Origin of the sequence: Streptomyces shenzhenensis, from assembly GCF_003688995.1 — a bacterium.
In the GTDB taxonomy this organism is placed as follows: domain Bacteria; phylum Actinomycetota; class Actinomycetes; order Streptomycetales; family Streptomycetaceae; genus Streptomyces; species Streptomyces shenzhenensis_A.
This window is the reverse complement of the sequence record NZ_PENI01000005.1, coordinates 230848-257183: the sequence shown is the minus strand read 5'-3', so window position 1 is coordinate 257183 and position 26336 is coordinate 230848. Positions and strand designations below refer to the sequence as shown.

Here is a 26336-nt window from a genome sequence, read left to right as displayed (position 1 = left end):
CGCCGATACGGGTTCTGCGCCCCATGTGCTCCGGCCCCCTTCTCCGTAGCGTCGTCGACGGGCACAGGGAGTGCCGGACGGAGAGGGCTGACGATGTTGCGCACACCTTCGCGACGCACACACGACGCGGGACCCGCCGCCGAGGCGCTGCGGCTGGTCAAGGTCACCAAGACGCACGGCAGCGGGGACGGCGCCGTGACCGCGCTGGACGGGATCACGCTCAGCCTGGCGCGGGGCACGTTCACGGCGGTGATGGGGCCGTCCGGCTCGGGCAAGTCCACGCTGTTGCAGTGCGCGGCCGGTCTTGACCGGCCCGACAGCGGGATCGTACTGGTCGACGGCACGGAGCTGACGGGTTCCGGTGAGGCGGAGCTGACCCGGTTCCGGCGCAACCGGGTCGGGTTCGTCTTCCAGCAGTACAACCTGCTGGACACGCTCACGGTCGCGCAGAACACGGTGCTGCCGCTGCGGCTCGCGGGCCGGCGCGTCGACCGGAACCGGGCCCGGGAGGTCCTGACGGCCGTCGGGCTCGGCGACCGGCTCGGACAGCTGCCCGGCCGGCTCTCCGGTGGTCAGCGGCAGCGGGTGGCGATCGCCCGGGCGCTGGTCACCGAACCGCGGGTGATCTTCGCGGACGAGCCGACCGGCGCACTGGACACGCGCAGCGCGCGGGAGGTGCTGCGGCTGTTGCAGGGGGCGGTGCGGGTGCACGGCCGGACCGTGGTGATGGTGACGCACGACCCGGTCGCCGCCTCGTACGCCGATACGGTGCTGTTCCTGGCCGACGGCCGGCTCGCGGGCCGACTGCCGGCGCCGACGGCCGACGCGGTCGCCGAACGGCTCGCGCACCTGGGCGACGACGTGCCGGCGGGGGTGTGAGCGATGCTCGTACTGGCTCTGCGGTCGATCCGTACACGTCCCGGACGCTTTCTCGCGACGCTGCTGTCCGCCTTCCTCGGCGCGGCGCTCGTCATGGCCTTCAACTCGCTGCACGACACGGCCGGGCAGCCCGGCGTCGACGACGTGAGCACGGAGACGCTGACCACCACGGCGAGCGTCGTCGGCGGCTACGGCACCCTGCTGGTCTTCTTCGCGGTCGCCTCCACGCTGACCGTGAACGTGCGGCAGCGGTCGGCCGAGTTGGAGTTGCTGCGCTGCTCCGGGGCGACGCCCGGGCAGATCAAGCGGATGGTCGTGGGCGAGGCCGTCGTCGTGGCCCTGGTGGGCACGGTCCTGGCGCTCGGTCCTGCGGTGCTCGGCGGGCGGGCGCTGCTCGGCGCGTTCCGGGACAGCGGCCAGGTGGCCCGCTCCGTGGCACCCGCCTTCGGCCCGGTCGCGCTGCTGTCCGGGATCGGGGTCACGCTGCTCGCGTCGGCGGGCGCCGCGTTCCTCGCCGTGCGCCGGGCGACGCGCCGGGACGTGCGGCGCGGCCGGGGGCGGACCGTCCTCGCGTACGGCGCGCTGGTCGCCGGTGCGCTGTCGGCGGCGAGCACGTACGCGTTCTCGGCGACGGACTCGGCGCTGATGGCCGCGCCTGCGTACGGGGCGATCCTGCTGTCGGTGGGATGCGCACTGCTGGCGCCGCGGCTGCTCGGCCGGCTGCTCGGCGCGCTGCCGCTGGGCGGGGCGAGCGGCTGGCTGGCGGTGCGCAATCTGCGCCGCCGGGTGGACGAGCTGTCCGGGATCCTGATGTCGCTGGTCCTGTTCACCGCCATCAGCGCGGCGACGGTGACCATGCAGTCGGTGGAGTCCGACGCCGTCGCGGCCTCGGGGCTGCGGAAGTCGGTCGAAGCGAAGAACCTGGAGACGCTGAATCTGACGGTCGTCGGCGTCATCGCGGTGTTCGTCTGCGTCATGCTGGTCAACTCGCTGTACGCGGCGACGACTTACCGCGGTTCCGAGTTCGGCAGGCAGCGGCTGGCGGGCGCCACCCCGGGCCAGGTGCTGGGCACGGTGGGCGTCGAGTCCGCGGTGCTCACGGTGGTGGGGGTGCTGCTCGGCACGGTGGCCGCGCTCGCCGGGATCGTCCCGTTCACGATGGTCCGCACCGACGGCACGCTGCCGGGGCAGGCCCTCGGCATCTGGCTCGCGGTGTGCGCGGTGGCCGCGGCGGTGACGCTGGGGACGAGCCTGGGCACGGCACGCCGGGTGCTGCGGACCCCGGCGATCGGGGCGGTGGCCGCGGCGGTGTGACCGGTTCCGATGACAGGACGGGGGCCCGCTGCGGCGGGCCCCCGTCGTGCGCGCCGGTCAGGGACCCACCTCTGTCACGTCCGCATACCGGCCGCGTCCAGGAGCGCGGTCACCGTCGCCGTGGCGAGTCCGTCGTCCAGCCGCTCCACACGGGCGCCGGCGCGGGCGCTGGCCCCGTCGAAGACCAGCATCAGCTGGCGGGCCAGGAGGTCCGGGTCGCGGGCGCCGCCCTGCTCGGCCAGCGCCCGGAAGTCCGCCGCCAGGCGCTCCTTGACGCCACGCGCGACCGCGCTCGCCGGGTGCTCGGGGTCCTTCAGCTCCACCAGGACGGCGAGATACGGGCAGCCGCGGTAGCCGGGGTCGCCGGAGCGCTCGGCGAGCCGCTCGAAGACGTACAGGATCTGCCGGCGGGGCGACATGGCCTCCGGTTCGGCGGGCCTGAGCTGGGCCTCGTACCACGGGATCCGCCGCTCCAGGCTCGCGGCAAGCACCTCGTCCTTGCCGTCGAAGAGCTGGTACATCGAGCGCTTGGAGACACCGGCCGTCCGGCACAGCGCCTCCACGCCGATGGACACGCCGTCGCGGTAGAAGAGCCCGGCCGCCGCGTCGAGCAGCCGGTCTCGCGGGGACGCCTTCTCTGGGGTGGCCATACGGCGAGGTTACCGCGCCACACCCACGGGAAAACCGATCGGTATACCCCTGGTGCCGACGCTCGCGCAGTTCCCCGTGCCCCTTCGGGGCGCAGCCCAGCCACCGCGGGCTCAGCCGATGGTGACGACACGTGCCCAGGGCGGCGGGGTGTCCGGGACGTAGTCGGGATCCTCCTCGTCCGCGGCGCGGGCGGGACGGGGGAAGAGACCCACGACGGTACGGCAGGGCGGCTGCGCGGAGGGCCACGGCGTCTGGCCGTCCGTCAGGGCGACGATCACGTCCGGGCGGGGCCGGGAGCGCAGCGCCCGCGCGAACCCGGAGCGCAGATCGGTTCCCCCGCCGCCGACCAGCGCGATGCTCTCGGCGCGGCACAGCGGGACGGCGACCCCGGCCGCCGCGTCGCAGGAGATCACCGAGACCAGGTCGCGCCGCCCGCCCACCGCCCGCGAGATCGCCGCCACCTCCAGCAGCGCGCTGCCCAGTTCGGCGTCGCTCACCGACCCGGAGGTGTCGATCACGACGCAGACCCGGGGCGGCGTACGGCGCAGGCTCGGCAGCAGCACCCCGGGGACACCGGCCGAGCGCCGGGACGGGCGCCGGTAGCTGTGGTCCTCGCCCACCCCCGGCGCACCCGCCGCCGAGCGGACCGCTGCCCCCAGCAACTGCCGCCACGGCTGCGGCGGATGGAACGCCTCGTCCGCCCACCGGCGCCACCCCTCGGGCGCGTCGCCCGGCCGGCCCTTGATCCCCTCCGCGACCCGGAAGCGGACCGCGTCCCGCTGCCGCGCGGTCAGCCCGTGTGCCCCGGCGGGCCCCAGCTCCCACGGCCGGTGCAGCCCGTCGGCACCGCTGCCGCAGTCCAGCCAGGCCAGGTCCGCGGTGAGCCCGGACATCGACGCCGTCCGCAGGTACTCCTCCATCAGCAGCCCGTCGGGCAGCCGCAGCAGCGACGGCAGCACCGCCCCGGCGGGCATCGGCAGACCGTCGCCGTAGATGTCGTCGTTGATCTCGAAGTCGGCGGCGATGTTCCGCCGCAGCCTCGCCCAGCCTTCGGCCGGGCGCTCCCCCGTCTCGCTTCGCCCGCCCGGCCCGCACGCCTCGTGCTCCCGCGCATACCGCTCGCTCCGCCCGTGGTGGTCCCGCAGCAGATGGGAGACCTCGTGCACCCAGACGCCCGCCAGCTCCGCCACCGGGGTGCGGGCCACGAAGCCCGGGGAGACGTAGCAGCGCCAGTGCGCGTCCACCGCCATCGTCGGCACCGACCGGTCCTCCACCACGTGCAGCGCGAAGAGGGCGTCGGCCAGGTAGGGGCGGACCCGCACCGCGTGCAGCCGGGCGGCCAGCAGCTTCTCCCTGTCCAGCGGCAGTCCGGGGTGGTCGCCCGGACCGGCCGGCGGGCTCGGCACGGTGGCCCGCACCGGGCGCGGCGGCGCGGGCCGGGGCATCGGTCTCGGCAACGGGTGCGGCCCCGGGCGCCGCGCGGCCCCCGTCATCGCCGTACCTGCGCGGCGCTCCTGGCGCCGGCCGACGCCGCGACCCGGGCCACCGAGCGGTCCGCCCGGCGGGCGAGACCGACCACCCCTGCCAGCCGGTCCACCGCCTCCGGCACCTCCCAGTCGTCGCGCCGCAGCGCGGCCAGCGCCGTCGCCGGGGCGACCAGCAGGTCCGGGGCGCCGGTCTGCAGCGCCCGGACCAGCACCGCCCAGCCCGCCTCCCACCGCGCCCGTTCCGGCCGCGCGCCGACGGCGGCCACCACCGCATCGAGCGCCGCCTGCCGCAGATCGCCCCGCACCGGCAGTTCGGCGGCGGCCGGATCGGCCAGCAGCGACTCCGGGTCCGGCAGCTCCATCCGGTCCAGATGGGCGAGGAGTTCGAGTCCGGGCCCGTCCCCCACCGCGCCGCGCACCAGCAGGGCCAGCACTTCCCGGGAGACGGCCGCCGCCGTGCCGAAGGCCAGCAGGGTCAGCGCGGCCTCCCAGCTGCGGGGCGAGGGCCAGGCACCGCCGCGCCGCGCCTCGGTGCTCGGCAGCCGGTGGATCAGCGTCGGCCGGGCCGCAAGGAAGCCGCAGACCGCGTGCCGGGCGAAGGCCACCGCCTCCGGCAGCCGCTCCGGCGCCAGCCGGGGCAGCTGAGCCCGGGGCCAGACCCCGCCGAGCCCGCGCACCACCACCTCCCGGTCGTGCACCCAGTTCAGGTGCACGAACCGGTTGGCCAGCGGGGGGCTCAGCTCCCAGCCGTCCGCCGCCGACGCGGGCGGATTCGCGGCGGCCACGATCCGCACTCCCGGCGGCAGCCGCAGCGCGCCCACCCTGCGCTCCAGGACGACGCGGAGCAGCGCGGCCTGGACGGCCGGGGTGGCGGTGGAGAGTTCGTCCAGGAAGAGCAGCCCCCGCCCGGCCCGTACCAGTTCGACGGCCCACTGCGGCGGCGCCATCGGCACCCCCTGCGCCGCCGGGTCGTCGCCCACGATGGGCAGCCCGGAGAAGTCGGACGGCTCGTGGACGCTGGCGATCACGGTCGTCAGCGGCAGGCCGAGGGAGGCGGCGAGCTGTGTCAGGGCCGCGGTCTTGCCGATGCCCGGCTCGCCCCGGAGCAGCACGGGCAGGTCGGCCGAGACGGCCAGGGTGAGCGCGTCGAGCTGCTCGTCGGGGCGCGGCTCGGTGGTGGTCGTCCGCAGGAGGGTCAACAGGTCGTCGGCGAGGCCGAGTCGGGTGTCCGCTCCGGATACGTCGGCGGGGGCGGCCGGGTCGGGCAGGAGGGCGCTGGAAGTCATGGGCATCACCTGGGAAGGATCGGGGGAGCGGAACGTGCCGTCCCTGACGTCTGGGGTGTACGGCGCTGAACGCGCAGTGAGGTGTACGGCGCTGAACGCGCGGTCGGTGTGCGCGCTGAACGCGCTGCATGGGAAAGGGACTTCGGCCGGGCGGCCGGTCAGCTGGTCAGGCCGGTGCGGGGCCGGGCCCGGCTGCTCCGCTTGCGGCGCACGGCGGGTGGCGTACGACGGTCGAGCCGGGGACGGTGGCCCGCCTCCGCCTGCCCCTCGCCCGGGGTGTTGCCGCCCGCGGTCGCATCGGCGGCGGGGTGCACGGCGGCCAGTCCCGAGCGGAAGAGCCCGTGGTCGATGCGGCGGTCCGCGGCCGACTCCAGTTCCTCCCTGAGCGGCCCGTCACGCAGGACCGCACGGGGACCGAGCAGGCCCTCGACCACGGCCAGCGCCCCGGCGACATCGCCGTGGCCGAGCCGCTCCCGGACCGCGGGCAGTGCTGCCGGGCTGCGGTGCACCGCGTCGATCGCCCGCAGGCACGGCAGCGCCGGTCCGCCGAGCGCCACCAGCAGTTCCTCCCGGCGCAGTTGGGCCGGGTCGTGGTCGACCGCCGTCAGCGCTCCGTCCCGCAGCGCGATCCGGTGGATCTCGCCCCGGCACGGCACCCGGTGCGGATCGCCGGGTCCGGGGGCGGGGCCGGCCGGCGGTGCCGGAACGGACGCCGGCGCCGAGCCTGCCGCTGCCGGTGCCGGTGCCGGTGCCGGTGCCGGGCCGGGCGCCGCGAGTGCCGCGGCGACGAGCGGATGCAGCCGCTCGGCCGCGACCAGCCCCGCCCGCAGCAGCTCCAGATCGGGAAGGAGCCGAGCCGCGGCCTCCGGCAGCACCGGAAGCGCCGCGACCTCCTGCGGCGGCAGCGCCTCCCGCAGCGGCCGGCACGTCGGGGCGTGGCTGTCGTCGGGGGCGACGAGTTCGAGCACGGCACGGCTGCGCGCGCCGAGCCGCACGGTGAAGGCCCCGCGAGGGCGCCCCTCGGCCCGCAGCAGCACCTCCGCCTCGGCGGCCCAACGTCCCACCGCCCACGGGGAATCGAGAACGCTGAGCCGGTCGGGCCGATCCGGCAGGACCGGCGGGCCGGGTACGGGCGGTGCCGTGGACGGTGTCCCGCCCGCACCGCACCGTCGCGCCAACTCGCCGCTCCGCCCGGCGTCCCAGAGATGCCGGTGCAGGTCGAGCCGGAAACGCCGGTCGGGATGCGGGTGCGGGTGCGCATGGCGCCTTGGGGCGCCGTTCCCCGGCCCCTCCCACAGGGCCAGGGAGATCCGCTGCCCGGCGTCCGCCCAGGCCGGCGGCGTCCGCACCACCAGGTGCGGCGGCGTACCGCCGGAACTCCGGTAGCGGGCCAGGGAGATGGTCAGGCCGGGACGGAGCAGCCCGTCGGGGGCGATCCGGGGCAGGTGCCAGCGCAGCAGATCAGGCGCCAGCCGGCGCAGATCCGCACGCAGGCGGCTGACGAGTTCGGTGCCGTGGCGGTCGCGCACGGCGCGCAGATCGAGATCGACGTCGATCCGGGCGGCGGCGCAGGCCCCCGCCCAGTCACCGACCGCACGCCGTACGGTCGCGGTCTCGATCATGGACGGTGGCACGGCGTACGCACGTACGCGCTGCCACATCAACAGGCGGGGCGGAGTCTCGTTCGCGGTGTGATGTGCCATCAGCACTCACCTTGCGCGGACGATTCCCCCAATCCGTACGAGGAAAGATTCATCATCTCCGGCATCATAAGCACCCGGAGGACGATCTGTCAGTCCCCTTCCGGCCGCCCCGCCTGCCGCCGGACCGGTGGGATGCGGCGAACTAGACTCCGGGGTAGGTGAGTTCGATGTCGTGGTTCTCGATGTCGTCCCCGTCGACGCGCACCCCGGTGGCCCGGGGCGGGTAGCCGGTCGCGATGACCGAGTACGGGCCGGTGTCCAGGTCGGAGAAGGCGTACGCCCCGTCGATGCCGGTCGTGGTCGTGGCGACGACATTGCCCGCGGCGTCCACCAGGGTCACCCGGGCGTCGCTCAGCGGGGCTCCGGCGCCGCGTACCGTGCCGCGTACGTACGCCCCGGGCCGCAGTTCGATCTCCACACGGGTGACGCCGGTCCCGGCCATGTCGACGGGGAGCGCGAGCGGGCGGTGCTTGGGCGAGCTGACGGCGAGGGTCACCGTTCCGGGCACCAGGTCGGCGACACCGAACTCGCCGAGCGTGTCGGTCCCTTCGGTGGCCAGGACGTCGCCGCGCACGTCGGTCACGACGACGACCGCGCCCGCGACCGGCGCCCCGCTGTCCGCGGAGCGCACCACTCCGGTGAGCCCACCACCGCCGCTCAGCAGGATGTCGTAGGCCGGCGGGACCGCGCCGACCACGAGCGACGTGGCACGCGGCCGGCAGCCCGCGGCGGAGGCGATCAGGACGTACGTCCCCTCCCCCGGCGCGGTGAGCGCGTACGACCCGTCGGGCCGTGCGACCGCCCGGCCCAGCTGCCGTCCTTCGAGCGCGATCAGGGTGACCGCCGCGCCGGCCACGGGCCCGCCGTCGGCGCCCCGCACCCGTCCGCGCACCGGGATGCCGCGCTCTGCGGATCCGGCGGACACGACGGTCACCGCGGGCACCGCCGGCTCCGCGGACACGGCTTCCGGACCCGGTGTCCGCGCGGCCTCCGGCTCGGGCCGCGCGGGCGGCTGCGGGACGTCACCGGTCGCCGCGGCCTGCACGGTGGCCGGTCCCACCACGGGCGCGGCCTCGCGGCGGCGCGGGATGAAGGCGGCCACGAGGAGCGCGAGGACCGCGGCTCCGGAGCCGACGGCCATGACCACCTTGAAGCCGTTCTCGGAGGGCAGGGAGACGGCGCCGAAGGGGGTGGTCAGCTGTGCCAGGATCACGCCCGCGACGGCGCTGGCGGTGGAGGTGCCGATCGATCGCATCAGGGTGTTGAGGCTGTTCGCGGCGGCCGTCTCGGAGGGGTCCACGGCGCCCATGATGAGCGCGGGCATGGCGCCGTAGGCGAAGCCGATGCCGGCACCGATGACGCAGGAGCCCAGGACGAGCTGCCAGACGGCGTCCATCATCACGATGGTGAGGCCGTAGCCGACGGCCACGATCACGGCGCCGCACATGAGGGTCACCTTGGGCCCCCGTGCCCGGGAGACGGCCGCGGACACCGGCGCCATGGCCATCATGACCAGGCCGGTCGGCGCCATGACGAGTCCGGCGACCAGCAGCGACTTGCCCAGGCCGTAGCCGGTCGCCACGGGCAGTTGCAGCAGCTGCGGAAGCACCAGGGACATCGCGAACATGGAGAACCCGAAGGCGACCGAGGCGAGGTTGGTCACCAGCACCTGACGGCGGGCCGTGGCGCGCAGGTCCACCAGCGGTTGCGCGGAGCGCAGTTCGTACCCGCCCCACAGGAACAGCACCACGACCGCGGCGCCGAACAGGCCCAGGGTCGTGCCGCCGGTCCAGCCCCAGTCGGCGCCCTTGGAGATCGCCAGCAGCAGGCAGACGAGACCGGCCGCCATGCCGAGGGCGCCGGGCAGGTCGAACCGGCCGCCGGTGCGCACCCTGGACTCGGGGACGAGGAGCAGGACGAGCACGGCCGCGACACCGCCGAGCACGGCCGAGGTCCAGAACAGCATGTGCCAGTCGAAGTGGTCGGCGATGAGCGCGGCGGCGGGCAGCCCGAGGGCGCCGCCGACGCCCAGGGAGGCGCTCATCAGGGCGGTGGCGGAGCCGAGCCGCTCGGCGGGCAGTTCGTCGCGCATGATGCTGATGCCGAGCGGGATCACACCGGCGGCCAGCCCCTGCAACGCCCGCCCCACGATCATCGGGGCGAGGGTGTCGCTCAGCGCGGCGGTGACCGATCCGGCGACCAGCATGCCGAGGCTGGTCAGCAGCATGAGCCGCTTGCCGTACATGTCGCCGAGCCGGCCCATGACGGGCGTGGCGACGGCGGCCGCGAGGAGGGTGGCGGTGACCGCCCAGGCCGCGTCCGACGCCGGCGCGTCGAGCAGCTTCGGCAGCTCGGGCACGATCGGGATCACCAGGGTCTGCATCAGCGAGACCACGATGCCGCCGAAGGCCAGGACCGCGACGACGAGGTTCGTCCGCGGCGCGCCGGGCTGCTGCGGCCTCGTCTCCTGTGCGGGCCGGGGTTGTGCGTGGGCCATGGTCGGGTCTCCGTCCGGGCGCTCGGGGCTGCGCGACCCATCGACTTTAGGTCCGTTGATTGACTTAAGCAAGGAGAGTGGGATTCGGTGGACGTACGGTGAAGATCCCGCACACACCGGGCTCGGCGCCCGGCGGAACGGCCACGTCTTCACATCTCGGCAACCGGAACCGCCGGCCGCTAGGTTGTGCGCCATGAGCAACCTTGACCGCGCGCCCGTACCGGGCGTCTGCGGCGGCCGTGGATTCGTCGTCGCCGAGCCCGTCCGCGAGCTGCTGAGCCCCCGCCGGGTGCGGCTCGGCGAGTCGACCGAGGTGCGCCGGCTGCTGCCGAACCTCGGCCGGCGCATGATCGGCGCCTGGGCGTTCGTCGACCACTACGGGCCCGACGACATCGCCGACGAGCCGGGCATGCAGGTCCCGCCGCACCCGCACATGGGCCTGCAGACGGTCAGCTGGCTGCACGAGGGCGAGGTGCTGCACCGGGACTCGACCGGCAGCCTGCAGACCATCCGGCCGAAGGAGCTGGGCCTGATGACCTCGGGCCGGGCGATCAGCCACTCCGAGGAGAGCCCCCGCCCGCACGCCCGCCTCCTGCACGGCGCCCAGCTGTGGGTCGCGCTGCCGGACGCGCACCGCCACACCGAGCCGCGGTTCGAGCACCACCCCGAACTGCCCACGGTCACCGCGCCGGGCCTGACGGCGACCGTGATCCTCGGCGGCCTCGACGGCACCGCCTCGCCGGGCACGACGTACACACCGATCGTGGGCGCCGACCTCGCGCTGACGCACGGCGCCGACGTCCGCCTCCCGCTGGAGCCCGACTTCGAGTACGGCGTACTGGCGATGTCCGGCGAGGTGCAGGTCGACGGGGTGCCCGTGCTGCCGGGTTCGCTGCTCTACCTCGGCTGCGGCCGGGCCGAACTGCCGCTGCGCGCGAAGTCGGACGCGGACCTCATGCTGCTCGGCGGCGAGCCGTTCGAGGAGGAACTCCTCATGTGGTGGAACCTCATCGGCCGCACCCAGGAGGAGATCGAACAGGCCCGCGAGGAATGGATGACGGGCTCGCGGTTCGGTGCGGTGAAGGGGTACGACGGGGATCCACTGCCGGCGCCGGAGCTGCCACCGGCACCACTGAAGCCACGGGGCCGAGCACGCTGAGCTCCACGTCGAAGCACAAGTGTCGCCGGCCGCAGTCGGCTTCGGTCGGACTACTGCCGACCCAACGCCGACCTCGCTGGCAGTCAGTCAGGTATCTATGGGGACGCCGTTCGCACTTCCCGTACCCCCTCCCCCGGCGCCCAGTTGCGCTTCACCGACACCGACGGCATGCGCCTGCTTCGCCACCAACACCGAGAATGCTCAGAAACAGGACTTGGACGCATCTCCCGAGACCAGGCGGATGTGCCCGCTGAATGCCGTCGTCAGTCGGCCGTTGGGAGAGACGGGGCACGCCGGGGGGAGCCGGTTGCCCGTTCGACCCCGTAGGCCAGCCCCAGGAGGTCTGCTTCGCGATAGGGCAGTGCCATGAGTTCCAGTCCGACAGGAAGGCCATCGGTGGTGAACCCGGCGGGAACACTGATCGCGGGCATCCAGAGCTGGGAGGCGATCACGGTGTTGGTCGGGAACTCCAGACAGCTCCAGCGCGAGGCGAGGACATCGGAATGTGTCGGAGCAGCGATCCGCACGTCCGGGAAGCACAACGCGTCGAGATCGTTCTCGGCCATGATTCCGATGACAACGCGCTGGAACGTCTCGCGGGCCTCCATCCGCAGGTGGTACTCGGGGTCGCCCGTCGGTACGGCCGGACCAGCCGCGATCCCGGCGAGCAGGTCGAGGTTCGGGTGCGCATGGCCGTCGGCGTGCAGTTGCGCGATGGACGTGGCCTTGATGCCGGGCCGGCTCGCCAGGAAGGCGTCGATGTCGGCGCGGGACCGGGAAAAGTACACAGAGGTGTAAGCCACATAGTGGTCGAGGTCGGGAATGGTCACGTCGACAAGCTTCGCCCCGGTCGCGGCGATCTTGTCGAGCGCGGCACCGATGACGGTGTTGACCGCGGCGGCCGCGGGGTCGTGATCGTCGCCGAAGGCCTGGCGCAGCACACCGATCCGGGCCTGCGCCAGTGATCGCGGATCCAACTCGTCCGCGTAGCTGCCTTGCTGCCGTGAGATCGCCGCGGTGGCGGTGTAGGGGTCGGCCGGATCGAATCCGGCGAGCACGTCGAGCAGCAGCGCGGCGTCCGTCACGGTCCTCGTCATGGGGCCCGGGGTGTCCTGCATCTTCACGAGCGGCGAGAGGCCGTTGCGGCTGATCAGTCCCGGAGTCGCCCGCAGGCCGACGAGGTTGCAGAAGGACGCCGGCAGGCGAATGGAACCACCCGTGTCCTCGCCGATGCCCACCGTCGCGAGGTTCGCGGCGACGGCGGCTGCCGTGCCGCCGCTGGAGCCACCGGGGTCACGGTCCAGCGCATAAGGGTTGCGGGTCAGGCCACTGACCGAGGAAGTGGAGTGCCAGGAGGTCGCAAAGTCCGGCATGGTCGTCTTGGCCAGAATGATCGCGCCCGCCTGCCTGAGCCTGCTGACGATCGTCGCGTCATGCTCGGGCACATAGTCCGCCGCGGTCTGGGAACCGAAGGTGGTGGTCAGCCCGGCAGTCTCGATCTGGTCCTTGAGGACAACAGGAATTCCATGCAATGGGCCGACGAACTCACCTGTGGAGCGCAGGTGTTCGTCGAGCATGTCGGCATCGGTCAACGCACGGGTGTCGATGGCCAGGATGGAATTGAGCCGTGCACCTCCGGCATCGATGGTCGCGATCCGTTCCAGATACGCCTGCACGAGTGCGCGTGCGGTGAGCGTCCCCGCCCGATAGGCGGCGTGCACGTCGGCGATGGTGGCTTCGTCGAGGGTGAAGCGGTCGTTCATGGTTACTCCTGGTGCTTCGAGGCGGCGTTGGATACGTCAGGCGCAGTGGCTGAGTGCTCGGACGCTCACGTCGTGCACGGCCAGGGCATCGCGCACAGCCCGGGCGGTTTCCACGGCGTTCGGGGCGTCACTGTGCAGGCACAAAGTGCGGGCGTGGACGGGGATTTCGGAGCGGTCACTCGTCTCGACGAGGCCCTCGGTCGCCATGCGCACCGCACGCTGTGCCACCTGCCGCGGCGGCCACGACTGTTTGGCGCGTTCGAGGACGAGTTGCCCATCAGGCGTGTACGCCATGTCGGGGAAGCCTTCCGGCTCCACTCGGATGCCGTGCTCGGCAGCGATCAGGTCGGCGAACCGCCCGTCGAGCAGAAACAGCCGCAGCGAGTGGTCGAAGGCCGCCGTGGCACGGGCGATTGCCTCCGCGATGCTTGCGTCGGCGCTGGCCATGGCGTACAGCGCGCCATGGGGTTTGACATGGGTCAGCCTGGTTCCTGCCGCTCGGGCGAATCCTGCTACTGCGCCGATCTGGTAGAGCGAGATGTCATGTGCCTCCTGCGCCGACAGGTCCATGCGGCGGCGGCCGAATCCGACCAGATCGGGTAGCGCGACATGTACTCCGATGTCCAGGCCGCGGCCCGCGGCCTGATCGATCGTGGCGCGGATGGTGGCTGGGTCGCCTGCGTGGAATCCTGCGGCGACGCTGACGGTACTCACGAGATCCATGAGCTCGGTGTCGGCGGGCATCTGCCATCGGCCGAAGCCCTCGCCGATGTCGCAATTCAGATCTATCCGGGTGCTCATCGGAGGTGATGTCTGCCTGTTCGTCTCAGGGGCCAGAGAGCCCGTCCGGGGATTGCGACGTCCGGTGTCGGCCGGGACGCCCCCGCAAAGGGTGGGGAACCGATGTAACCTCAGGGGGGCACTTAGTCCGACATCCAATGTCCGACATTGGACACAGGTGTTCTGGCGACCGTCAAGGGTGTCTGCGGGTAACAATCAAGTTTCGAAGGAGCGAGCCATGGGGGAAGCGGACGGAACCGCGTTCAAACCTGAGGCTCTGACCCGGCGTGACGCCTCGGGTCAGATCGCCAAGCAACTGCGCGAGGCAATCGTCCGTGGCCAGTGGAAGCCCGGAGATCGGCTGCCCACGGAGCAGGAACTCGCCACCATCTTCGATGTCGCCCGAGGGACCGCTCGTGAGGCCCTCAAGCACCTTGTGGCGAGCGGCATGGTCAGCTCCGCCCGGGGCAGTGGCGGCGGAACCTACGTGGTGGTCCCCGCAGCCGAGGATGTCGCCTCACGCCTCAGCGAAGCGATCATGTTGTGGTTCCGGGCCGGAGACGTGTCCGTGGGAGAGGTCGATGAAGCGCGCATGGCTCTGGAAATGCAATGTGTCGCTCTGGCCGCCGAGCGCCGAACCGAAGCAGATCTCGAAGCGATGACGGCCACCCTCGCCCGCGCCCAGGATCCCGGAATCGACATGACCGCGTGGCTGGCCGCCGACCTGGAGTTCCATACCGCCATCACGCGTGCAGCCGGCAATCGCATCCTCGAACTGGCGATGACCTCGGTGCACCTCGTACGACCGCTGACCAACACCGTCTTCGTCGATCTCCTCGATCGCGGCCTCATCCAGGCCCAGCACACAGCCATCTTCGAGGCCATCCGCGACCAGGACCCCGCCCGTGCCCGTGCCCGGCTGCTCGACCATGTGAGCCACCTCGCCGAAGTCCGGGCACAGGCGCTGGCCGATCGCGCCGCGGACGAGGTACCGATCTCCAGCCTGCTCTCACCGGGTGGGACGACCGATACCTGACCGGAGGAGTTGCGAAGATCTTCGAGTGCGCTGAACCGGGGCTTTCCACCCGGCGCACACATAGCCGGGCGAGGTGCAACGCACCCCGCCCGGTTCGCTCCACGTCGAAGCACAAGTGTCGCCGGCCGCAACTACTACCGCACATGAGCCCGGACGGGCTGCGCGGCTGGGTCAAGCGTGAGCGGGTCGACCGCGGCGAGAGTGGGAGTACGTTCAGCTGAAGGTGACCCTTGGTGGGGTCTCCAGTCGATCGGCCACTGTGGTCCACGTTTCGGCGAACGGTCCATAGGCGGTCTTGATCTCGACGCCGACGGGTAGTTCGGGGCACTCGTTCTCGCCGTTCGTGCCCCAGTTCACCCAGCCGGACTGGCGGCGCTGAACTATCTGGAATGCCCCTGGGGCCTGGGAGGTCCACCAGATCATCGCCCGGCCGTGCCGGGGGTGGTACTCGACGGTCTTGGTCGCCGGGCCGACGAAGACCGTCTCGTCCGGCGCCGCGGACACATCGACGCCGTCGCGGGCGAACATCCAGGGCCGGTCGTTCAGATCGGCCCGGACGTGGGACGCGGTCATGACCTCGTCGAGGCACTCTCTGATGTCGGCGTCCGGCAGAGCGTCCTCCCAGGTGCTGAACAATCGCCAGTACAGATCCCAGTGCGCGGTTTCGAGGCCGTCGGTGAGCAGGGACTTGAACGCCTCGAACTTCTTGGTCGGCGAGGTCTGGGAAGCCAACAGTCTGCCGACGGCTGACTTCAGCTCCTCGGCGTAGGGGTCACCGGCGCGGTAGCGCGTTCCGTCGTACGCCTCGAAGCGGGTGAAGACGACGTCACCGGTACCGCTTTCGAATTCGTCACCCACTGTGATCTTGTTGATCACGGAGCGCCCGTTGATCACTGTCCGGAAGTCGTCGACCCGATAGGTACGGGTGAAAAAGGGCGTGCCGTAGGTGAATTTCCAGTCGATGGAGAACTTCTTGCCCCGGAGCTCGTGCAGCAGGCCGTCCGGGACTGTGCCGTGCATGCGGTAGTGGTGCAGTACCGGCCCCTGCTCGATGACCTCGATGTCGACGGTGGTGTGCTCGGGCGGGTTGATGAGTCCGTTCTCCGGGGTGAAGAACGGCCCGTAGAAGCCGCCGATGGCATTGTCACCCGAGGGCAGGAGGTCCACGCCTTCGGCCAGGGCGCCGAAGTGGCGCAGCCCCCATTTGGAGGCGCCGGTGCCCCGGGCGGTTCCGGTACACATCTCCAGGTCGAAGTAGCCGGTGTCCAGGCGGACGAAGGCGTCCTGTTCCCGGGGTTCGCGCCTGCGGATACCGCCGTGGGCGCTCTCGACGGGTGCTGTCAGGGTGAGTTCGGCCCGTTGTTCGAAGGAGACGACCGCCACGAAGGTGGTGTGCTCCGGAGCAGCCGGGACGGTCAGCCGCTGGCAGAGCACCTCGTCGCCCGTGTCGGTGCGGGCGGTCCACAGGTCTCCTTCGAGAGCGGCGTCGACGGTGAAGGTGAGGGGTTCGTTGATGCGGTACCCCGGCAAGGGGTCTGTGATGACGACAGTGGGCAGAGCCACGGTCGCTCCTTTCGTCCCGTGGGGCGGCGGCTTGGGCCGGAAAGGGGCTCAGTTCTGCTGCGCGGTGACGGTTCCGGACGGCGTTGGGCGGCGTAGTCGCAGGGGACGCCGCTTGAGGCTGTCGATGGCCACAGCGAGGATGATGACGACGCCTTTGATCAGCAGCTGGGTGAAGAACTGGACGTTCATCAGGATGAGTCCCGTGCTCAGCACACCGAGGATGACCGAGCCGATCAGGGTACCGATGAGGCGTCCGCGCCCGCCCATGAGACTGGTCCCGCCGAGAACGACCGCGGCGATGGCGTCAAGTTCGTAACCGGTTCCGGCGGTGGGCTGAGCGGATACCACCCGTGCGGCAAAGATGACGCCCGCCAGCCCGGCGCAGGCACCGGCGATGGCGTACACGGACGTGGTGACCCGCCGCACGTTGATACCGGCGAGGCGGGCGGCCTCGCCATTGCCGCCGACGGCGTAGACATGCTTGCCGTAACGGGTGCGTTCGAGGGTGAACCAGGCGATGAGATAGACGACGGCCATGATCACTACGGGCACGGGGATCCCGGCGAGGTAACCGTTGCCGATGTCACGGAAGTTCAGGACGTTCGAGACGACGGGCTGACCGTCGGTCATCGTGTAGCCGAGGCCGCGCAGGAACGTCATCGTGCCCAGCGTCACGATGAACGCGGCGAGCGAGAGGTACGCGATCAGTAGCCCGTTGACGAGCCCTGCGGCGGCGCCGGCGAGCACACCGAGGATCACAGCGACCGGCGAGGGCATGCCGGACGTGGCGGTGAGCACGGCAACGATGCCGGAGACGGCCACGATCGAGCCCACGGAGAGATCGATTCCGGCGGTGAGGATCACGAAGGTCATGCCCGCCGCGAGGATGGCGTTGATGGAGATCGACCGCGCGATGTTGAGCAGGTTCCCGACAGTGGCGAAGTTGGGCGCGACAGCAGCCATCAAGGCGGTGAGTACGACCAGGACGACGAGGATGCCCACCCGGTCCCACCAGGTGGCGAAGTCGAAGCCCGGCTTGGGTGCAGGCCCGCCGCCCCGTTCCGGTGCCGCCTTGTCCCGAGGGCCGAGGGAATGGTCAGTCATTGTCGTCTCCATGGGCGTGTGCCGCCATCCCGGTGGCATGGAACATCACGTCTTCCTCAGTGGCATGGTGCGAGAGAAGCTCATGCACGATCCGGCCGGCGCGCATCACCAGGATGCGGTCGCTGATGCCGATCGCCTCGGGCAGGTCGGAGGAGATGACCAGAATGGCCGTGCCCGCGGCGGCCAGTTCGTCGATGGCCTCGTAGATCTCGCTCCTGGCTCCGACATCGACGCCGCGGGTCGGCTCGTCGAGAATCAGGACATCGCACCTGCGCATCAGCCAGCGCGCGAGGACGGCCTTCTGCTGATTGCCGCCGGACAACGCGCCGGCCGGGAGGCGCAGCGCGCTGCGGCGCAGCCGCAGCCGGTGCATCTGGCCCTCGACGGCGCCACGGATCCGCTCGCGCCGGAGGACACCGGAGCGGACGTGGGTATGCAGCGAACTGATCGCGATGTTGTCCTCCACCGAGTGATCGAGGAAGAGCGCCTGCTTCTTGCGGTCCTCGGGGACCATGCCGATGCCTGCGGCCATCGCCCGGCCGCAACTGGTGGCGGTGGCCGGCTTGCCGCGGACGGTGACCGTGCCTCCGGAGGGTTTGTCCGCGCCGAAGACCAACCGGGCCACCTCGGTCCGTCCGGCACCGATCAGCCCCGCCAGGCAGACGACTTCGCCGGCCCGCACCTGAAAACTGACCGGGCCGGTACCGTCGGCGCCACACAGCCCGCTGACGTCAAGGACGATGTCGCCGGCGCTGCGCCGCCGGTGGTGGTACAGGTCGTCCAATGGGCGGCCCACCATCATCCGCACCACATCCGGGGGGCTGATCCGATCCTTCTCACGCGTGCCGATGAAGGCGCCGTCGCGAAAGACCGTGACGCGGTCGGCCAGCTGCCAGACCTCTTCCATCCGGTGGCTGATGTAGATGAGGCCGCTGCCCGCTGCCCGCATCTCTTCGATGACGTCGTACAGATGGAGGGCCTCGGCGCGCGAGAGGGCCGCGGTCGGCTCGTCGAGCACGAGGATCCTGGCGCGCTCGCTGACCACCCGGGCAATTTCCACCATCTGCTGCAGTCCCACGCTGAGTTCGCCGAGTTCGCGGCGCGGGTCGATGTCCGCGCCGATGCGGGCCAGCTTCCGCCGGGCCGAGGCGAGCATTGCGCTCCGGTCGAGCATGCCGTACCGGTTGCGCGGTTCTTGGCCGAGCGCGAGGTTCTCGGCGACCGTCATGGCCGGGACGGCATTGAACTCCTGATGGATGACGGCGATGCCGTGGGCGGCGGCGTCGGCGGGCGAGCGGACGTCGATCTCCTCGCCGTCCAGCAGGATCCGTCCGGCATCCCGCTGCACATTGCCCGCGAGGATCTTCATGAGGGTGGACTTCCCGGCGCCGTTCTCACCCATCAGGGCGTGGACCTCGCCCGCACGCAGGTCGAAGTCCACCGCGTTCAGGGCTTGGGTGGGGCCGAAGTTCTTCGTGACGGCTTCGAGCCGGAGCAGGGGCTGGGACTGCAGCATTGTCATGGGTGTGCCTTCCGCTGGTCAGGCGGTGCGGACGGGAGTTCAAGGGCGCCCGCACCGTGTGGCCGTGGAGCTCTCACCAGCCTTTGTACTGGGCGACGTTGTCCCGGGTGACCAACTCGCTGGGGATGAGAACCGTCTTCTTCTTCGGCGGCTTGTCGCGGAGGATGTCCTGGGCGACCTGCACGGCACGCCGAACCATCTCGGCCGGGTTCTGTGTGCTGGTGCCGATGAACGGAGAGCCCGGACGCTTGAGCTCAGCGACCCCCTCGGGGCTTCCGTCGACTCCGGTGACCTTCACCTGACCGGTCTTGTGGGCCTGGGTGACCGCCAGCACCGCGCCGAGGGCAGAGGGGTCGTTCATACCGAAGATGCCCTGGACATCGGGGGTGGCGGTGAGCATGTCCGTGGTGACGGCCAGGCCCGACGCACGGTCGTTCTTGGAGGACTGGTGCCCGACGACCTTGATCTCGGGGAAGTGCCGCATGGCCTGCCTGCAGCCGGTGATGCGGTCGCGGATCGTCTGGATCGGCGTGCCGTCGACGAGCAGGATGTTGCCCTTGCCGCCCATTTCCTTGAACAGATAGGTGCAGGACTTTTCACCGGCCTGCACGGCGTCCGTCATGATGACGGCGTCGGCGCCCTCGGCGGGTGTGTCGACCGCGATGACGATGATGCCCGCCTGCCTGGCGCGATCGATCGCCGGCCGTATGCCGCTCCCGTCGACGGCGCTGATGATGATCAGGTTCACGCCCTGCTGAATGAAGGTGTCGATCTGGTTGTTCTGGTTGGCCAGGTCGAGTTGGGCGTCCTGGGTGTTCTCCGTGGCCCCGATCTTGACCGCTGCCTGCTTGGCACCTTTGTTCATGGCTGAGAAGAACGGGTTGGACATGTCCTGGACCAGCAGGCCGATTTTCTCGATCTTCTGGGGTTTGGCGCCGGACTGGCTGTCGCCGGACGTACAGCCGGCCGCCAGGCTCAGTGCCGTCAGGGCGGTCATGGCGATGATGAAGCGCTGTCTGGTGATTGACTTCATTCTGTGTTCCTTCGGGGTGCTCGTCTGCGACCCCACAGAGGCGGACACGTGGCGGTACGGATGACGGCCGGACCGATGTGGGAACGGAGGGCCGGTGTCGGTGCGGGCCGGGGGGCACCGGCGCAGATCCGAGGGGGGATCATCCGGCCGGCCCGGTCAGCAGCCGCAGGACTTCCTGATGATGAGTTCGGCCGGCATCTCCTGGCGATACTCGGGTCGGTACACCGGCGTGGGCGGCTTGCCCAGGCGTTCGGCCTCCACCTGTTCGTCGATGATCCGGGCAAGGGTCTGTGCGGCCAGCACGCCGATGGTCTCGCTGTCCTCGTTCAGGACGGTCAGCGGAGGATCGAGCAGCGGGGCCCACGGGAATTCGTCGAAGGCCACGATCGCGGCCTCGCTCGGCACTGTGACGCCGCGGTCCCGCAGGACACGCAGGGCACCGTGCACCATCGGGTTGTTGCCGGCGATGATCACGCGCGGCAGGGAACGGCCGGGGACGGCCAGGTAGCCGCTCAGCGCGGCGTAGGCCGACGCCGTGTCGTTCTCGCTCTCCAGCACCTCCAGCGTGGCACCGTACGCGGCCGCTGCTTCACGCAGTCCGCGCTCGCGCTGTGCGCGGGTCGACCAGCGCGCCGGGTAGGCCAGGAAGAGCCAGTCGGTGTAGCCGTGGTCGCCCAGATGGGCACCGACCTTCATGCTGGCGCCGATATTGTCCGTGGTGATACTCGGCACCCGGTCCGCGCCCTTGGGCGGCGCCGAGTCCACGAAGACCACGGGAATCTCCCACTTTTCAAACAACTGTATGCTTTGCGGGCTCAGGGTGAGAGTCGCGATCACCCCGGCGGTCCGTGACTGGATGAGGTCGTTCACCAGGGACTCCTCCACTGCGCGGGTGTAGACGCCTTCCGCGGCGACATCGGCCACGATCGCGGTACGGTCCGAAAGCCGCAGGGTGCGCTGGATCCCGGTCATCAGGTCCAGGTAGTAGTAGTTGGAGGTGCTGGCGGTGATGACGGCGACCGAGCTGCGTGTGTTCCGCCGCAGTTCCTGAGCAGCCCGGTTCGGCACGTACCCCAGTTCGCGGGCCGCTTGCAGCACCCGCTCTCTGCTCGCCGCCGACACTCCGTCGCGGTTGCTCAGGGCTCGCGAGACCGTGTAGACGGACAGGCCGACGGCCCGGCTCACATCGTGCAGCGTGGGCTTCTTGATCATCTCTGACATCATCCTCCTAAACGATTAGGTGGATCATTGCATGCCGTCACCGAGCTCTCCTAAACGATTAGGCGAGACGGTATGCCGCACTCCCAGGCCCGTCAAGGGCTCTCACACCGGTTTCGGGTCGGCTGCCGAGTCGTGTCCAAGGGCAGACGGGGCAACCGCGAGAGATGATGCAGGTATGGCAGGCATTCCCTTGCTCTCGTTGCGTGGGATCTCCAAGCAGTTCGGTGCTGTACAGGCTCTCAGCGGTGTTGACCTCGAGGTCGACGCGGGTGAGGTCATCGCTCTGGTCGGGGAGAACGGCGCCGGTAAGTCCACCCTGGCAAGGGTGATCACCGGTGCGGGCCCAGCGGACGCCGGCGTCGTGGAGTGGGAGGGACTTCCCGTCGACATCCGCAAGCCGCGCGATGCCCAGGACCTCGGTATCGCCAGCGTCTATCAGAGTTTTCCGCTCTGCGACAACCTCGATGTCGTGGACAACCTCTTCCTCGGCCGGATGATCCGCAGATTCGGCATGCTCAACAGGGCCGAGATGGAGCGGCGCTCCCGCGAGCTGCTGGACCGCCTGTCCATTCGGATTCCCTGTACGCGCACCCCGATCTCCTCGCTCACCGGTGGCCAGCGCCAGATGCTGGCGATCGCCCGCTCGCTGCTCGGTGAGCCGAGGCTGGTGATCCTGGACGAGCCCTCCACAGCCCTTGGCGTCGAACAGACCGGCCAGGTCCTGAACGTGATCGGCCGTCTCCGTGATCAGAATCTCGGCGTGATTCTGATCAGCCACAACCTGGAGGAGGTACGCGCGGTCGCGGACCGGGTGGCGGTGCTGCGCCTCGGCCGCAACAACGGCTTCTTCGAAATGAAGTACGCCACTCAGGAGCAGATCGTATCCGCGATCACCGGTGACCACGCCATGGGCGTGACCTTGCAGCACAGCCTGCTTCCCCGGGGCCTGCCCGAGCAGCGAGCACTGGAAGTGGCCTACTGCTACTTGCCCGCCAAGGGCGGTGTGGGCGGTGACTGGTTCGACATCATTCCGCTGCCCGGCGCCCGCGTGGCGCTGATCGTGGGAGATGTCGTGGGCCACGGCCTGCACGCCGCCGCCACGATGGGCCGCCTGCGGACCGCGGTCCACAACTTCTCCAGCCTGGATCTGTCCCCCGACGAGTTGCTTGGCCACCTCGACGACCTGGTCACCCGGATCGACCAGGAGGACCTGAGCGCAACCCACTATGAGGAAATCACCGGAGCCAGCTGCCTCTACGCGATCTACGATCCCGTCGCGGGCCATTGCAGCCTGGCCTGCGCCGGCCACCCCCCGCCTGTGCTCGTCCGCCCCGACGGCACCGCGTACTACCCTGATCTGCCGGTGGGGCCACCCCTCGGTCTCGGCGGGCTGCCCTTCGAGACAGCCGAACTGCAAGTGCCCGAGGGAAGCCAGATCGTGCTGTACACCGACGGGCTGATCGAGAAGCGTGAGCTGGACATCGATGTCGGCCTTGAACTGCTGCGAGCCACCCTGGCCTGCCGTGACCGGCCTCCGCAGGAGACCTGCCGGGCTGTGCTCGACGCCCTGCTTCCCGATCGTCCGGTTGACGATGTGGCTCTGCTGGTCGCGCGTACGCATGTCCTGGCAGCGGACCGGGTCGCTGACTGGGATGTGGCCTGTGATCCCGAAGCGGTCTCCGGCATCCGCACTGATGTCGGCCGGCGACTTGAGACGTGGGACATGTCGCCTGAGGTCGGGTTCGCCACCGAACTGATCCTCAGTGAGTTGGTCACCAACGCGATCCGCTACGGAAGCCCCCCGATCCACGTTCGACTGCTATGCGACGACGGCGCCCTGACCTGCGAGGTCTCCGACGGCAGCAGCACTTCTCCGCATCTGCGTCACGCGGCGACCACGGACGAGGGCGGACGTGGGCTGTTCCTCGTGGCCCAACTCACCAAACGCTGGGGTACCCGGTACACGAACAGCGGCAAGGTCATCTGGGCGGAACAGTCGTTGCCCGATGCCACGGCGGACACCTCACACCCCGCGTAGGCATGCGCCGACGCCGAGCCGGGCCGAACACACGCCCTTCGGGCCACTGGCCGACGCCCTGGCTCGCCGCCACTGGTTGCCCCTCCCCCAATGCGGATACGGCTTGCGGAAATCGGCGGACTGGCGCAGCGGACAGCCGTCGACCGTGCCGTGCTTCCCGGCGTACCACTCGATCGTCTCGTGGTTGAGCGGCCCGTACTATGCGCGGCGTGTATGGCGGCCGCCGCAACAACGCCCACTAGGTTGAGGCACTCACCGCCCGCTGCGATGAGCCGTTCGACGAGGTCACGGAGCCGGGTGGCGGTGACGGCGGTGGCTTCCTCCGTCCGGCCACGCGCCCCGGCCCTTGCGATCCGGCTCCGCCCGGTCCTCATCTCACAGCGCGGATACGTCGGTTCGCCGGCGGTCCGGCTTGAAGGGCAGCGCGGTCACGGTCGCCCTGACCTCACGCTGTGCTGTCCCGGGCCTGCCCCACAGCACCACCACGTCCGTTCCCGGTGCCGCATGGCTCTCGTCGATCACGCAGAGAGAGATCGTCGACCGCAGGTTCACGCTGACGGTCCGTCCGGTGGAGACACCCACCGGACGTCCGCCGACGAGAACCTGGTCGAAGACGGGGCCACGGCCACGCGGGAGCTCCATGGGGTCGGGCAGGTCGCCTTCACCCAGAGACGCGGTGAGGATGCCGACGACGTCCGCGGCGTTCCACCGCAACCCCATGAGGGTCCGCCGCGGCTCCCCCTTCGCTGCGTCCGCGGCCAGCGCGTCCCGGCCCAGGAAGTCCCGGCCGGGTATGCCCTTGCGGAAGCCCCAGCCGAGCTCGCCGGGCTTGCGGAAGTAGTCCGCGATGCCGTCCTCCGGCACATAGCTGCCGCCCGGCCTGCCCCTCCTGAACTGCGTCGGCGCACCGGCGGTGAGGATCGAGGCGGGAAGATAGTCGAGACCGTTCGTGGCGATGCCCGCCTCGATGTGCTGCACCGGCTGGGATCTGAGGCCCAGTTGGCAGATCCCGGACTCCCGGCCGGTCTCGACGGCGGCCGACCAGATCGCGTTGGCCCGTTCGGCGGGACCGTGGATCTCGTAACCGAGCTCGCCCGAGATTCCCGTGCGCAGGACCCGCACGGGGACTCCGCCGAGCCGCGTCATCCGGCTCCGGCTGAAGGCGATGTCACGGAGGCTCCCGCCCGTCAGCTTCTCCAGCGTCGCCAGGGACGCCGGCCCCTGGACACCGAAGATGAACCGCTCGGGGCTGACATCCTCGGCCTCGGCGTCCCAGCCGCCTTGACTCAGCTGCCACATCAGCCAGTCCCCGCTGCCGGCCGTGTACAGGAACTCCTCCTCGGCCAAGCGGCACAGAACTCCTTCGGAGGCCACCCAGCCGTTCTCGTCGAGCTGGACGTGATGTTTGATCTGCCCGTGCTCGAAGCGGGACAGGCCCCGCATCCCCAGCCAGGCCAGGAAGTCCAGCGCCTCCCGCCCACGGACGACCACCTTGTGCAGGCTGGACCAGTCACCGATGTAGCAGGCGCTCACATGGGCACCACTCTCCTCGGCCCAGTTCGTGTACTCCAGGGGCACCAGAGTCTGCGCGAACTCACCCAAGTCTCCCCTGGAGTTGCTCTCGTCCTGGGCCGCCGCGGCGGGGCTGAAATACGCCGGCCGCTGGGTGATGAAGGGAGCGCCCTTCAGCCGCTGGACCGTGTCGTACGTGCTGCGCTGCGTGCCGACCATGCCCATGGGATCCTCCTGCTCGTGGGCGCTTCTGACGTTCGGTGGCCCAGCCCGGTTCATGCCGGCCATGGCGGGCGGGCAGCACGGAACAGCCCGTCGGCGGGCAGGTGGGGCAAGGTGCGGAACAGCCGAAACCGCCTGAATCATGCGTGCCTTCTTCGTCCGTCCATGACAAAGAAGCAACTAGATCGATTAAGTGGGACCGTAGCAGACGATTTCGCCGACGGCGACGAGCACACCGCGAGATCACACCTGACCGGCAGGACACATCCCGTCGGATGCATGCATTGCTTTCGCCGATTGCAGGAGTCGACGTCCTCCCAGCAGCAGTCACCCGTTGTTACGGTCCGCACGGTGCGCCCAGCGAGGCGTGCCCCTTCCAGGACCGGCACAGTTGGAGGTCTGAACGTGCTTCAGGAAACGCGGAAACCGTGGACAGCGCCGCCGATGCCGGTGCGCTCCTCCTGGACGCCGGCGACTGCACGGCGCCAAGTCCTCGCGACCGCCGGCGCTCTGGGTGCCGCGGCTGCGCTGCTCCCTGCCCGGGCAGCGGCGTCCACGCGAACCGCACCGCGTACGGACGGCCTCCCCCGGCGCGGCACTTCGGTGGTGCTTCTCGGCACGCAGGGCGGACCGCCTCCGGATGCGAACCGCGCCGGCATCTCCTCGGCTCTGGTCGTCGACGGGGCCACGTATCTGGTCGACGTCGGCCGCAAGGCGGTGTCGCAGTATGCGGAGGCCGGTCTGGCGTGGGCCGGCCTGCGGGCAGTGTTCGTGACCCACCTGCACGCGGACCACGTGGCCGAGTTGTTCCAGGTCTTCCTCCTCGGCGGCTTCCGGCTGCCCGCACAGGGAGACACACTGGCCGGGCCGATCCCGGTGTACGGTCCGGGGCCCGCCGGCGGGCTGCCCCCGGCATACGGGGGCGGCCCGTCACCGACGACCAACCCGAGCGACCCGACACCGGGACTCGCGGGTTTCTTCGACCATGCCAACGCCGCGTTCGCCTACAGCACCAATCTCTTCATGCGCGACTCAGGCGTACGGGAGACCCGGGGTCTGGCCGACGTGCGCGAGATCGCCCTGCCGGTCAAGGCCGGTTTCCGGCAGACGGCACCGGACATGACGCCGTTCGTGGTGATGGAGGACGACCGCGTGCGCGTGACGGCGGTGCTGGTGCCGCACGGCCCGGTCTTCCCCGCCTTCGCCTACCGGTTCGACACCGACCACGGATCTGTCACTTTCTCCGGCGACACGACCCACCATCGCAATATGATCTCGCTGGCCCGAGGCTCGGACGTGCTGATCCACGAGGCGATCAACGTCCGTGGCTGGGCGGGGCCCGCCGCGGTCGCCGACCACCTGCTGCAGGGGCATGTCGAGGTCCAGAACGTCGGCACCGTCGCCCAGAGCGCGGACGTGGGTCGACTGGTGCTCAGCCATATCGGGGACATGGCCGAGCAGACGCTCGACCCCCGCAAGTGGCGGCGCTGGGCGCAGCGCGGGTACGACGGGCAGGTCCTGGTGGGCAGCGATCTGGATGTCGTCCGCGTGTGCTGAGCGCAACCA

Annotated in this window: 18 protein-coding genes and 2 pseudogenes; 7 read left to right on the top strand and 13 right to left on the bottom strand. The window is 70.7% G+C overall.

Annotation, left to right across the window (positions count from 1 at the left end; genetic code table 11):
- The first annotated feature begins 93 nt into the window (after positions 1 to 93).
- The gene (locus CTZ28_RS10890) at positions 94 to 879 is read left to right on the top strand and encodes an ABC transporter ATP-binding protein (RefSeq protein WP_121889092.1); all 786 of its coding nucleotides are present in this window, start codon (positions 94 to 96) and stop codon (positions 877 to 879) included.
- A gap of 3 nt (positions 880 to 882) precedes the next feature.
- Positions 883 to 2193, top strand: coding sequence for an FtsX-like permease family protein (locus CTZ28_RS10885; RefSeq protein WP_121889091.1), 1311 nt, complete (start codon positions 883 to 885; stop codon positions 2191 to 2193).
- A 74-nt stretch (positions 2194 to 2267) separates the two neighbouring features.
- Here the strand turns inward: CTZ28_RS10885 and CTZ28_RS10880 are convergent, their stop codons facing one another.
- The 5 genes from CTZ28_RS10880 to CTZ28_RS10860 all read right to left on the bottom strand — a co-directional run bounded on the left by CTZ28_RS10880 (position 2268) and on the right by CTZ28_RS10860 (position 9817).
- A complete protein-coding gene (locus CTZ28_RS10880; protein WP_121889090.1) occupies positions 2268 to 2843 on the bottom strand; it encodes a TetR/AcrR family transcriptional regulator in 576 nt (191 codons plus the stop codon).
- Between the two features lie 111 nt (positions 2844 to 2954).
- Complete coding sequence (locus CTZ28_RS10875; RefSeq protein ID WP_183154339.1) at positions 2955 to 4337, bottom strand: vWA domain-containing protein; 1383 nt, start codon at positions 4335 to 4337, stop codon at positions 2955 to 2957.
- The gene (locus CTZ28_RS10870; protein WP_121889088.1) at positions 4334 to 5617 is read right to left on the bottom strand and encodes an AAA family ATPase; all 1284 of its coding nucleotides are present in this window, start codon (positions 5615 to 5617) and stop codon (positions 4334 to 4336) included. The genes CTZ28_RS10875 and CTZ28_RS10870 overlap by 4 nt, the downstream gene beginning before the upstream one ends.
- A 158-nt stretch (positions 5618 to 5775) precedes the next feature.
- Entirely contained in the window at positions 5776 to 7320 is a 1545-nt protein-coding gene (locus CTZ28_RS10865) for a hypothetical protein (RefSeq protein WP_121889087.1), read from the bottom strand.
- A 142-nt stretch (positions 7321 to 7462) separates the two neighbouring features.
- On the bottom strand, positions 7463 to 9817 hold the full coding sequence (locus tag CTZ28_RS10860) for an MFS transporter (RefSeq protein WP_121889086.1): 2355 nt from the start codon (positions 9815 to 9817) through the stop codon (positions 7463 to 7465).
- Positions 9818 to 10010: 193 nt separating this feature from the next.
- On the opposite strand from CTZ28_RS10860, the gene CTZ28_RS10855 reads away from it, so the two are divergent.
- On the top strand, positions 10011 to 10976 hold the full coding sequence (locus CTZ28_RS10855) for a pirin family protein (protein WP_121889085.1): 966 nt from the start codon (positions 10011 to 10013) through the stop codon (positions 10974 to 10976).
- 263 nt (positions 10977 to 11239) lie between these two features.
- On the opposite strand, the gene CTZ28_RS10850 is transcribed toward CTZ28_RS10855, so the two are convergent.
- A complete protein-coding gene (locus CTZ28_RS10850) occupies positions 11240 to 12739 on the bottom strand; it encodes an amidase (protein ID WP_121889084.1) in 1500 nt (499 codons plus the stop codon).
- 36 nt (positions 12740 to 12775) lie between these two features.
- Positions 12776 to 13540 carry a LamB/YcsF family protein gene (locus CTZ28_RS10845; protein ID WP_121889083.1) on the bottom strand — a complete coding sequence of 255 codons (765 nt, stop codon included), beginning with the start codon at positions 13538 to 13540 and terminating at the stop codon, positions 12776 to 12778.
- 217 nt (positions 13541 to 13757) lie between these two features.
- Here CTZ28_RS10845 and CTZ28_RS10840 point away from each other — a divergent pair, with 217 nt between their 5' ends.
- Entirely contained in the window at positions 13758 to 14555 is a 798-nt protein-coding gene (locus CTZ28_RS10840) for a FadR/GntR family transcriptional regulator (protein ID WP_183154338.1), read from the top strand.
- Positions 14556 to 14768: 213 nt separating this feature from the next.
- On the opposite strand, the gene CTZ28_RS10835 is transcribed toward CTZ28_RS10840, so the two are convergent.
- The 5 genes from CTZ28_RS10835 to CTZ28_RS10815 form a co-directional block, all read right to left on the bottom strand.
- Positions 14769 to 16118, bottom strand: coding sequence for a hypothetical protein (locus CTZ28_RS10835; RefSeq protein ID WP_121889081.1), 1350 nt, complete (start codon positions 16116 to 16118; stop codon positions 14769 to 14771).
- Positions 16119 to 16166: 48 nt separating this feature from the next.
- Positions 16167 to 17222, bottom strand: coding sequence for an ABC transporter permease subunit (locus CTZ28_RS10830; protein ID WP_121889080.1), 1056 nt, complete (start codon positions 17220 to 17222; stop codon positions 16167 to 16169).
- Positions 17215 to 18744 carry a sugar ABC transporter ATP-binding protein gene (locus tag CTZ28_RS10825; protein WP_121889079.1) on the bottom strand — a complete coding sequence of 510 codons (1530 nt, stop codon included), beginning with the start codon at positions 18742 to 18744 and terminating at the stop codon, positions 17215 to 17217. Before CTZ28_RS10825 ends, CTZ28_RS10830 begins: the two co-directional genes overlap by 8 nt.
- 73 nt (positions 18745 to 18817) lie before the next feature.
- Entirely contained in the window at positions 18818 to 19777 is a 960-nt protein-coding gene (locus CTZ28_RS10820; protein WP_220795321.1) for an ABC transporter substrate-binding protein, read from the bottom strand.
- A gap of 156 nt (positions 19778 to 19933) precedes the next feature.
- Entirely contained in the window at positions 19934 to 20989 is a 1056-nt protein-coding gene (locus CTZ28_RS10815; protein WP_220795320.1) for a LacI family DNA-binding transcriptional regulator, read from the bottom strand.
- Between the two features lie 40 nt (positions 20990 to 21029).
- Here CTZ28_RS10815 and CTZ28_RS49945 point away from each other — a divergent pair.
- Positions 21030 to 21674, top strand: a pseudogene (locus tag CTZ28_RS49945) (ATP-binding cassette domain-containing protein); the annotation flags it as partial.
- 216 nt (positions 21675 to 21890) lie between these two features.
- Positions 21891 to 23036: pseudogene (locus CTZ28_RS49940) on the top strand (ATP-binding SpoIIE family protein phosphatase); the annotation flags it as partial.
- Positions 23037 to 23411: 375 nt separating this feature from the next.
- On the opposite strand, the gene CTZ28_RS10805 reads toward CTZ28_RS49940, so the two are convergent.
- Positions 23412 to 24773 (bottom strand): aminomethyl transferase family protein, encoded by a 1362-nt coding sequence (locus CTZ28_RS10805; protein ID WP_259471541.1) that lies wholly within the window; start codon positions 24771 to 24773, stop codon positions 23412 to 23414.
- Between the two features lie 603 nt (positions 24774 to 25376).
- On the opposite strand from CTZ28_RS10805, the gene CTZ28_RS10800 reads away from it, so the two are divergent.
- Positions 25377 to 26327 carry an MBL fold metallo-hydrolase gene (locus tag CTZ28_RS10800; protein WP_220795319.1) on the top strand — a complete coding sequence of 317 codons (951 nt, stop codon included), beginning with the start codon at positions 25377 to 25379 and terminating at the stop codon, positions 26325 to 26327.
- Positions 26328 to 26336 lie beyond the last annotated feature (9 nt).

Coding starts and splice junctions, on each gene's coding strand:
- CTZ28_RS10880 (WP_121889090.1), bottom strand. CDS start 2,843: ATGGCCACCCCAGAGAAGGCGTCCCCGCGAGACCGGCTGCTCGACGCG.
- CTZ28_RS10885 (WP_121889091.1), top strand. CDS start 883: ATGCTCGTACTGGCTCTGCGGTCGATCCGTACACGTCCCGGACGCTTT.
- CTZ28_RS10825 (WP_121889079.1), bottom strand. CDS start 18,744: ATGACAATGCTGCAGTCCCAGCCCCTGCTCCGGCTCGAAGCCGTCACG.
- CTZ28_RS10860 (WP_121889086.1), bottom strand. CDS start 9,817: ATGGCCCACGCACAACCCCGGCCCGCACAGGAGACGAGGCCGCAGCAG.
- CTZ28_RS10820 (WP_220795321.1), bottom strand. CDS start 19,777: ATGAAGTCAATCACCAGACAGCGCTTCATCATCGCCATGACCGCCCTG.
- CTZ28_RS10890 (WP_121889092.1), top strand. CDS start 94: ATGTTGCGCACACCTTCGCGACGCACACACGACGCGGGACCCGCCGCC.
- CTZ28_RS10840 (WP_183154338.1), top strand. CDS start 13,758: ATGGGGGAAGCGGACGGAACCGCGTTCAAACCTGAGGCTCTGACCCGG.
- CTZ28_RS10830 (WP_121889080.1), bottom strand. CDS start 17,222: ATGACTGACCATTCCCTCGGCCCTCGGGACAAGGCGGCACCGGAACGG.
- CTZ28_RS10865 (WP_121889087.1), bottom strand. CDS start 7,320: ATGGCACATCACACCGCGAACGAGACTCCGCCCCGCCTGTTGATGTGG.
- CTZ28_RS10850 (WP_121889084.1), bottom strand. CDS start 12,739: ATGAACGACCGCTTCACCCTCGACGAAGCCACCATCGCCGACGTGCAC.
- CTZ28_RS10805 (WP_259471541.1), bottom strand. CDS start 24,773: ATGGGCATGGTCGGCACGCAGCGCAGCACGTACGACACGGTCCAGCGG.
- CTZ28_RS10870 (WP_121889088.1), bottom strand. CDS start 5,617: ATGACTTCCAGCGCCCTCCTGCCCGACCCGGCCGCCCCCGCCGACGTA.
- CTZ28_RS10815 (WP_220795320.1), bottom strand. CDS start 20,989: ATGATCAAGAAGCCCACGCTGCACGATGTGAGCCGGGCCGTCGGCCTG.
- CTZ28_RS10855 (WP_121889085.1), top strand. CDS start 10,011: ATGAGCAACCTTGACCGCGCGCCCGTACCGGGCGTCTGCGGCGGCCGT.
- CTZ28_RS10875 (WP_183154339.1), bottom strand. CDS start 4,337: ATGACGGGGGCCGCGCGGCGCCCGGGGCCGCACCCGTTGCCGAGACCG.
- CTZ28_RS10845 (WP_121889083.1), bottom strand. CDS start 13,540: ATGAGCACCCGGATAGATCTGAATTGCGACATCGGCGAGGGCTTCGGC.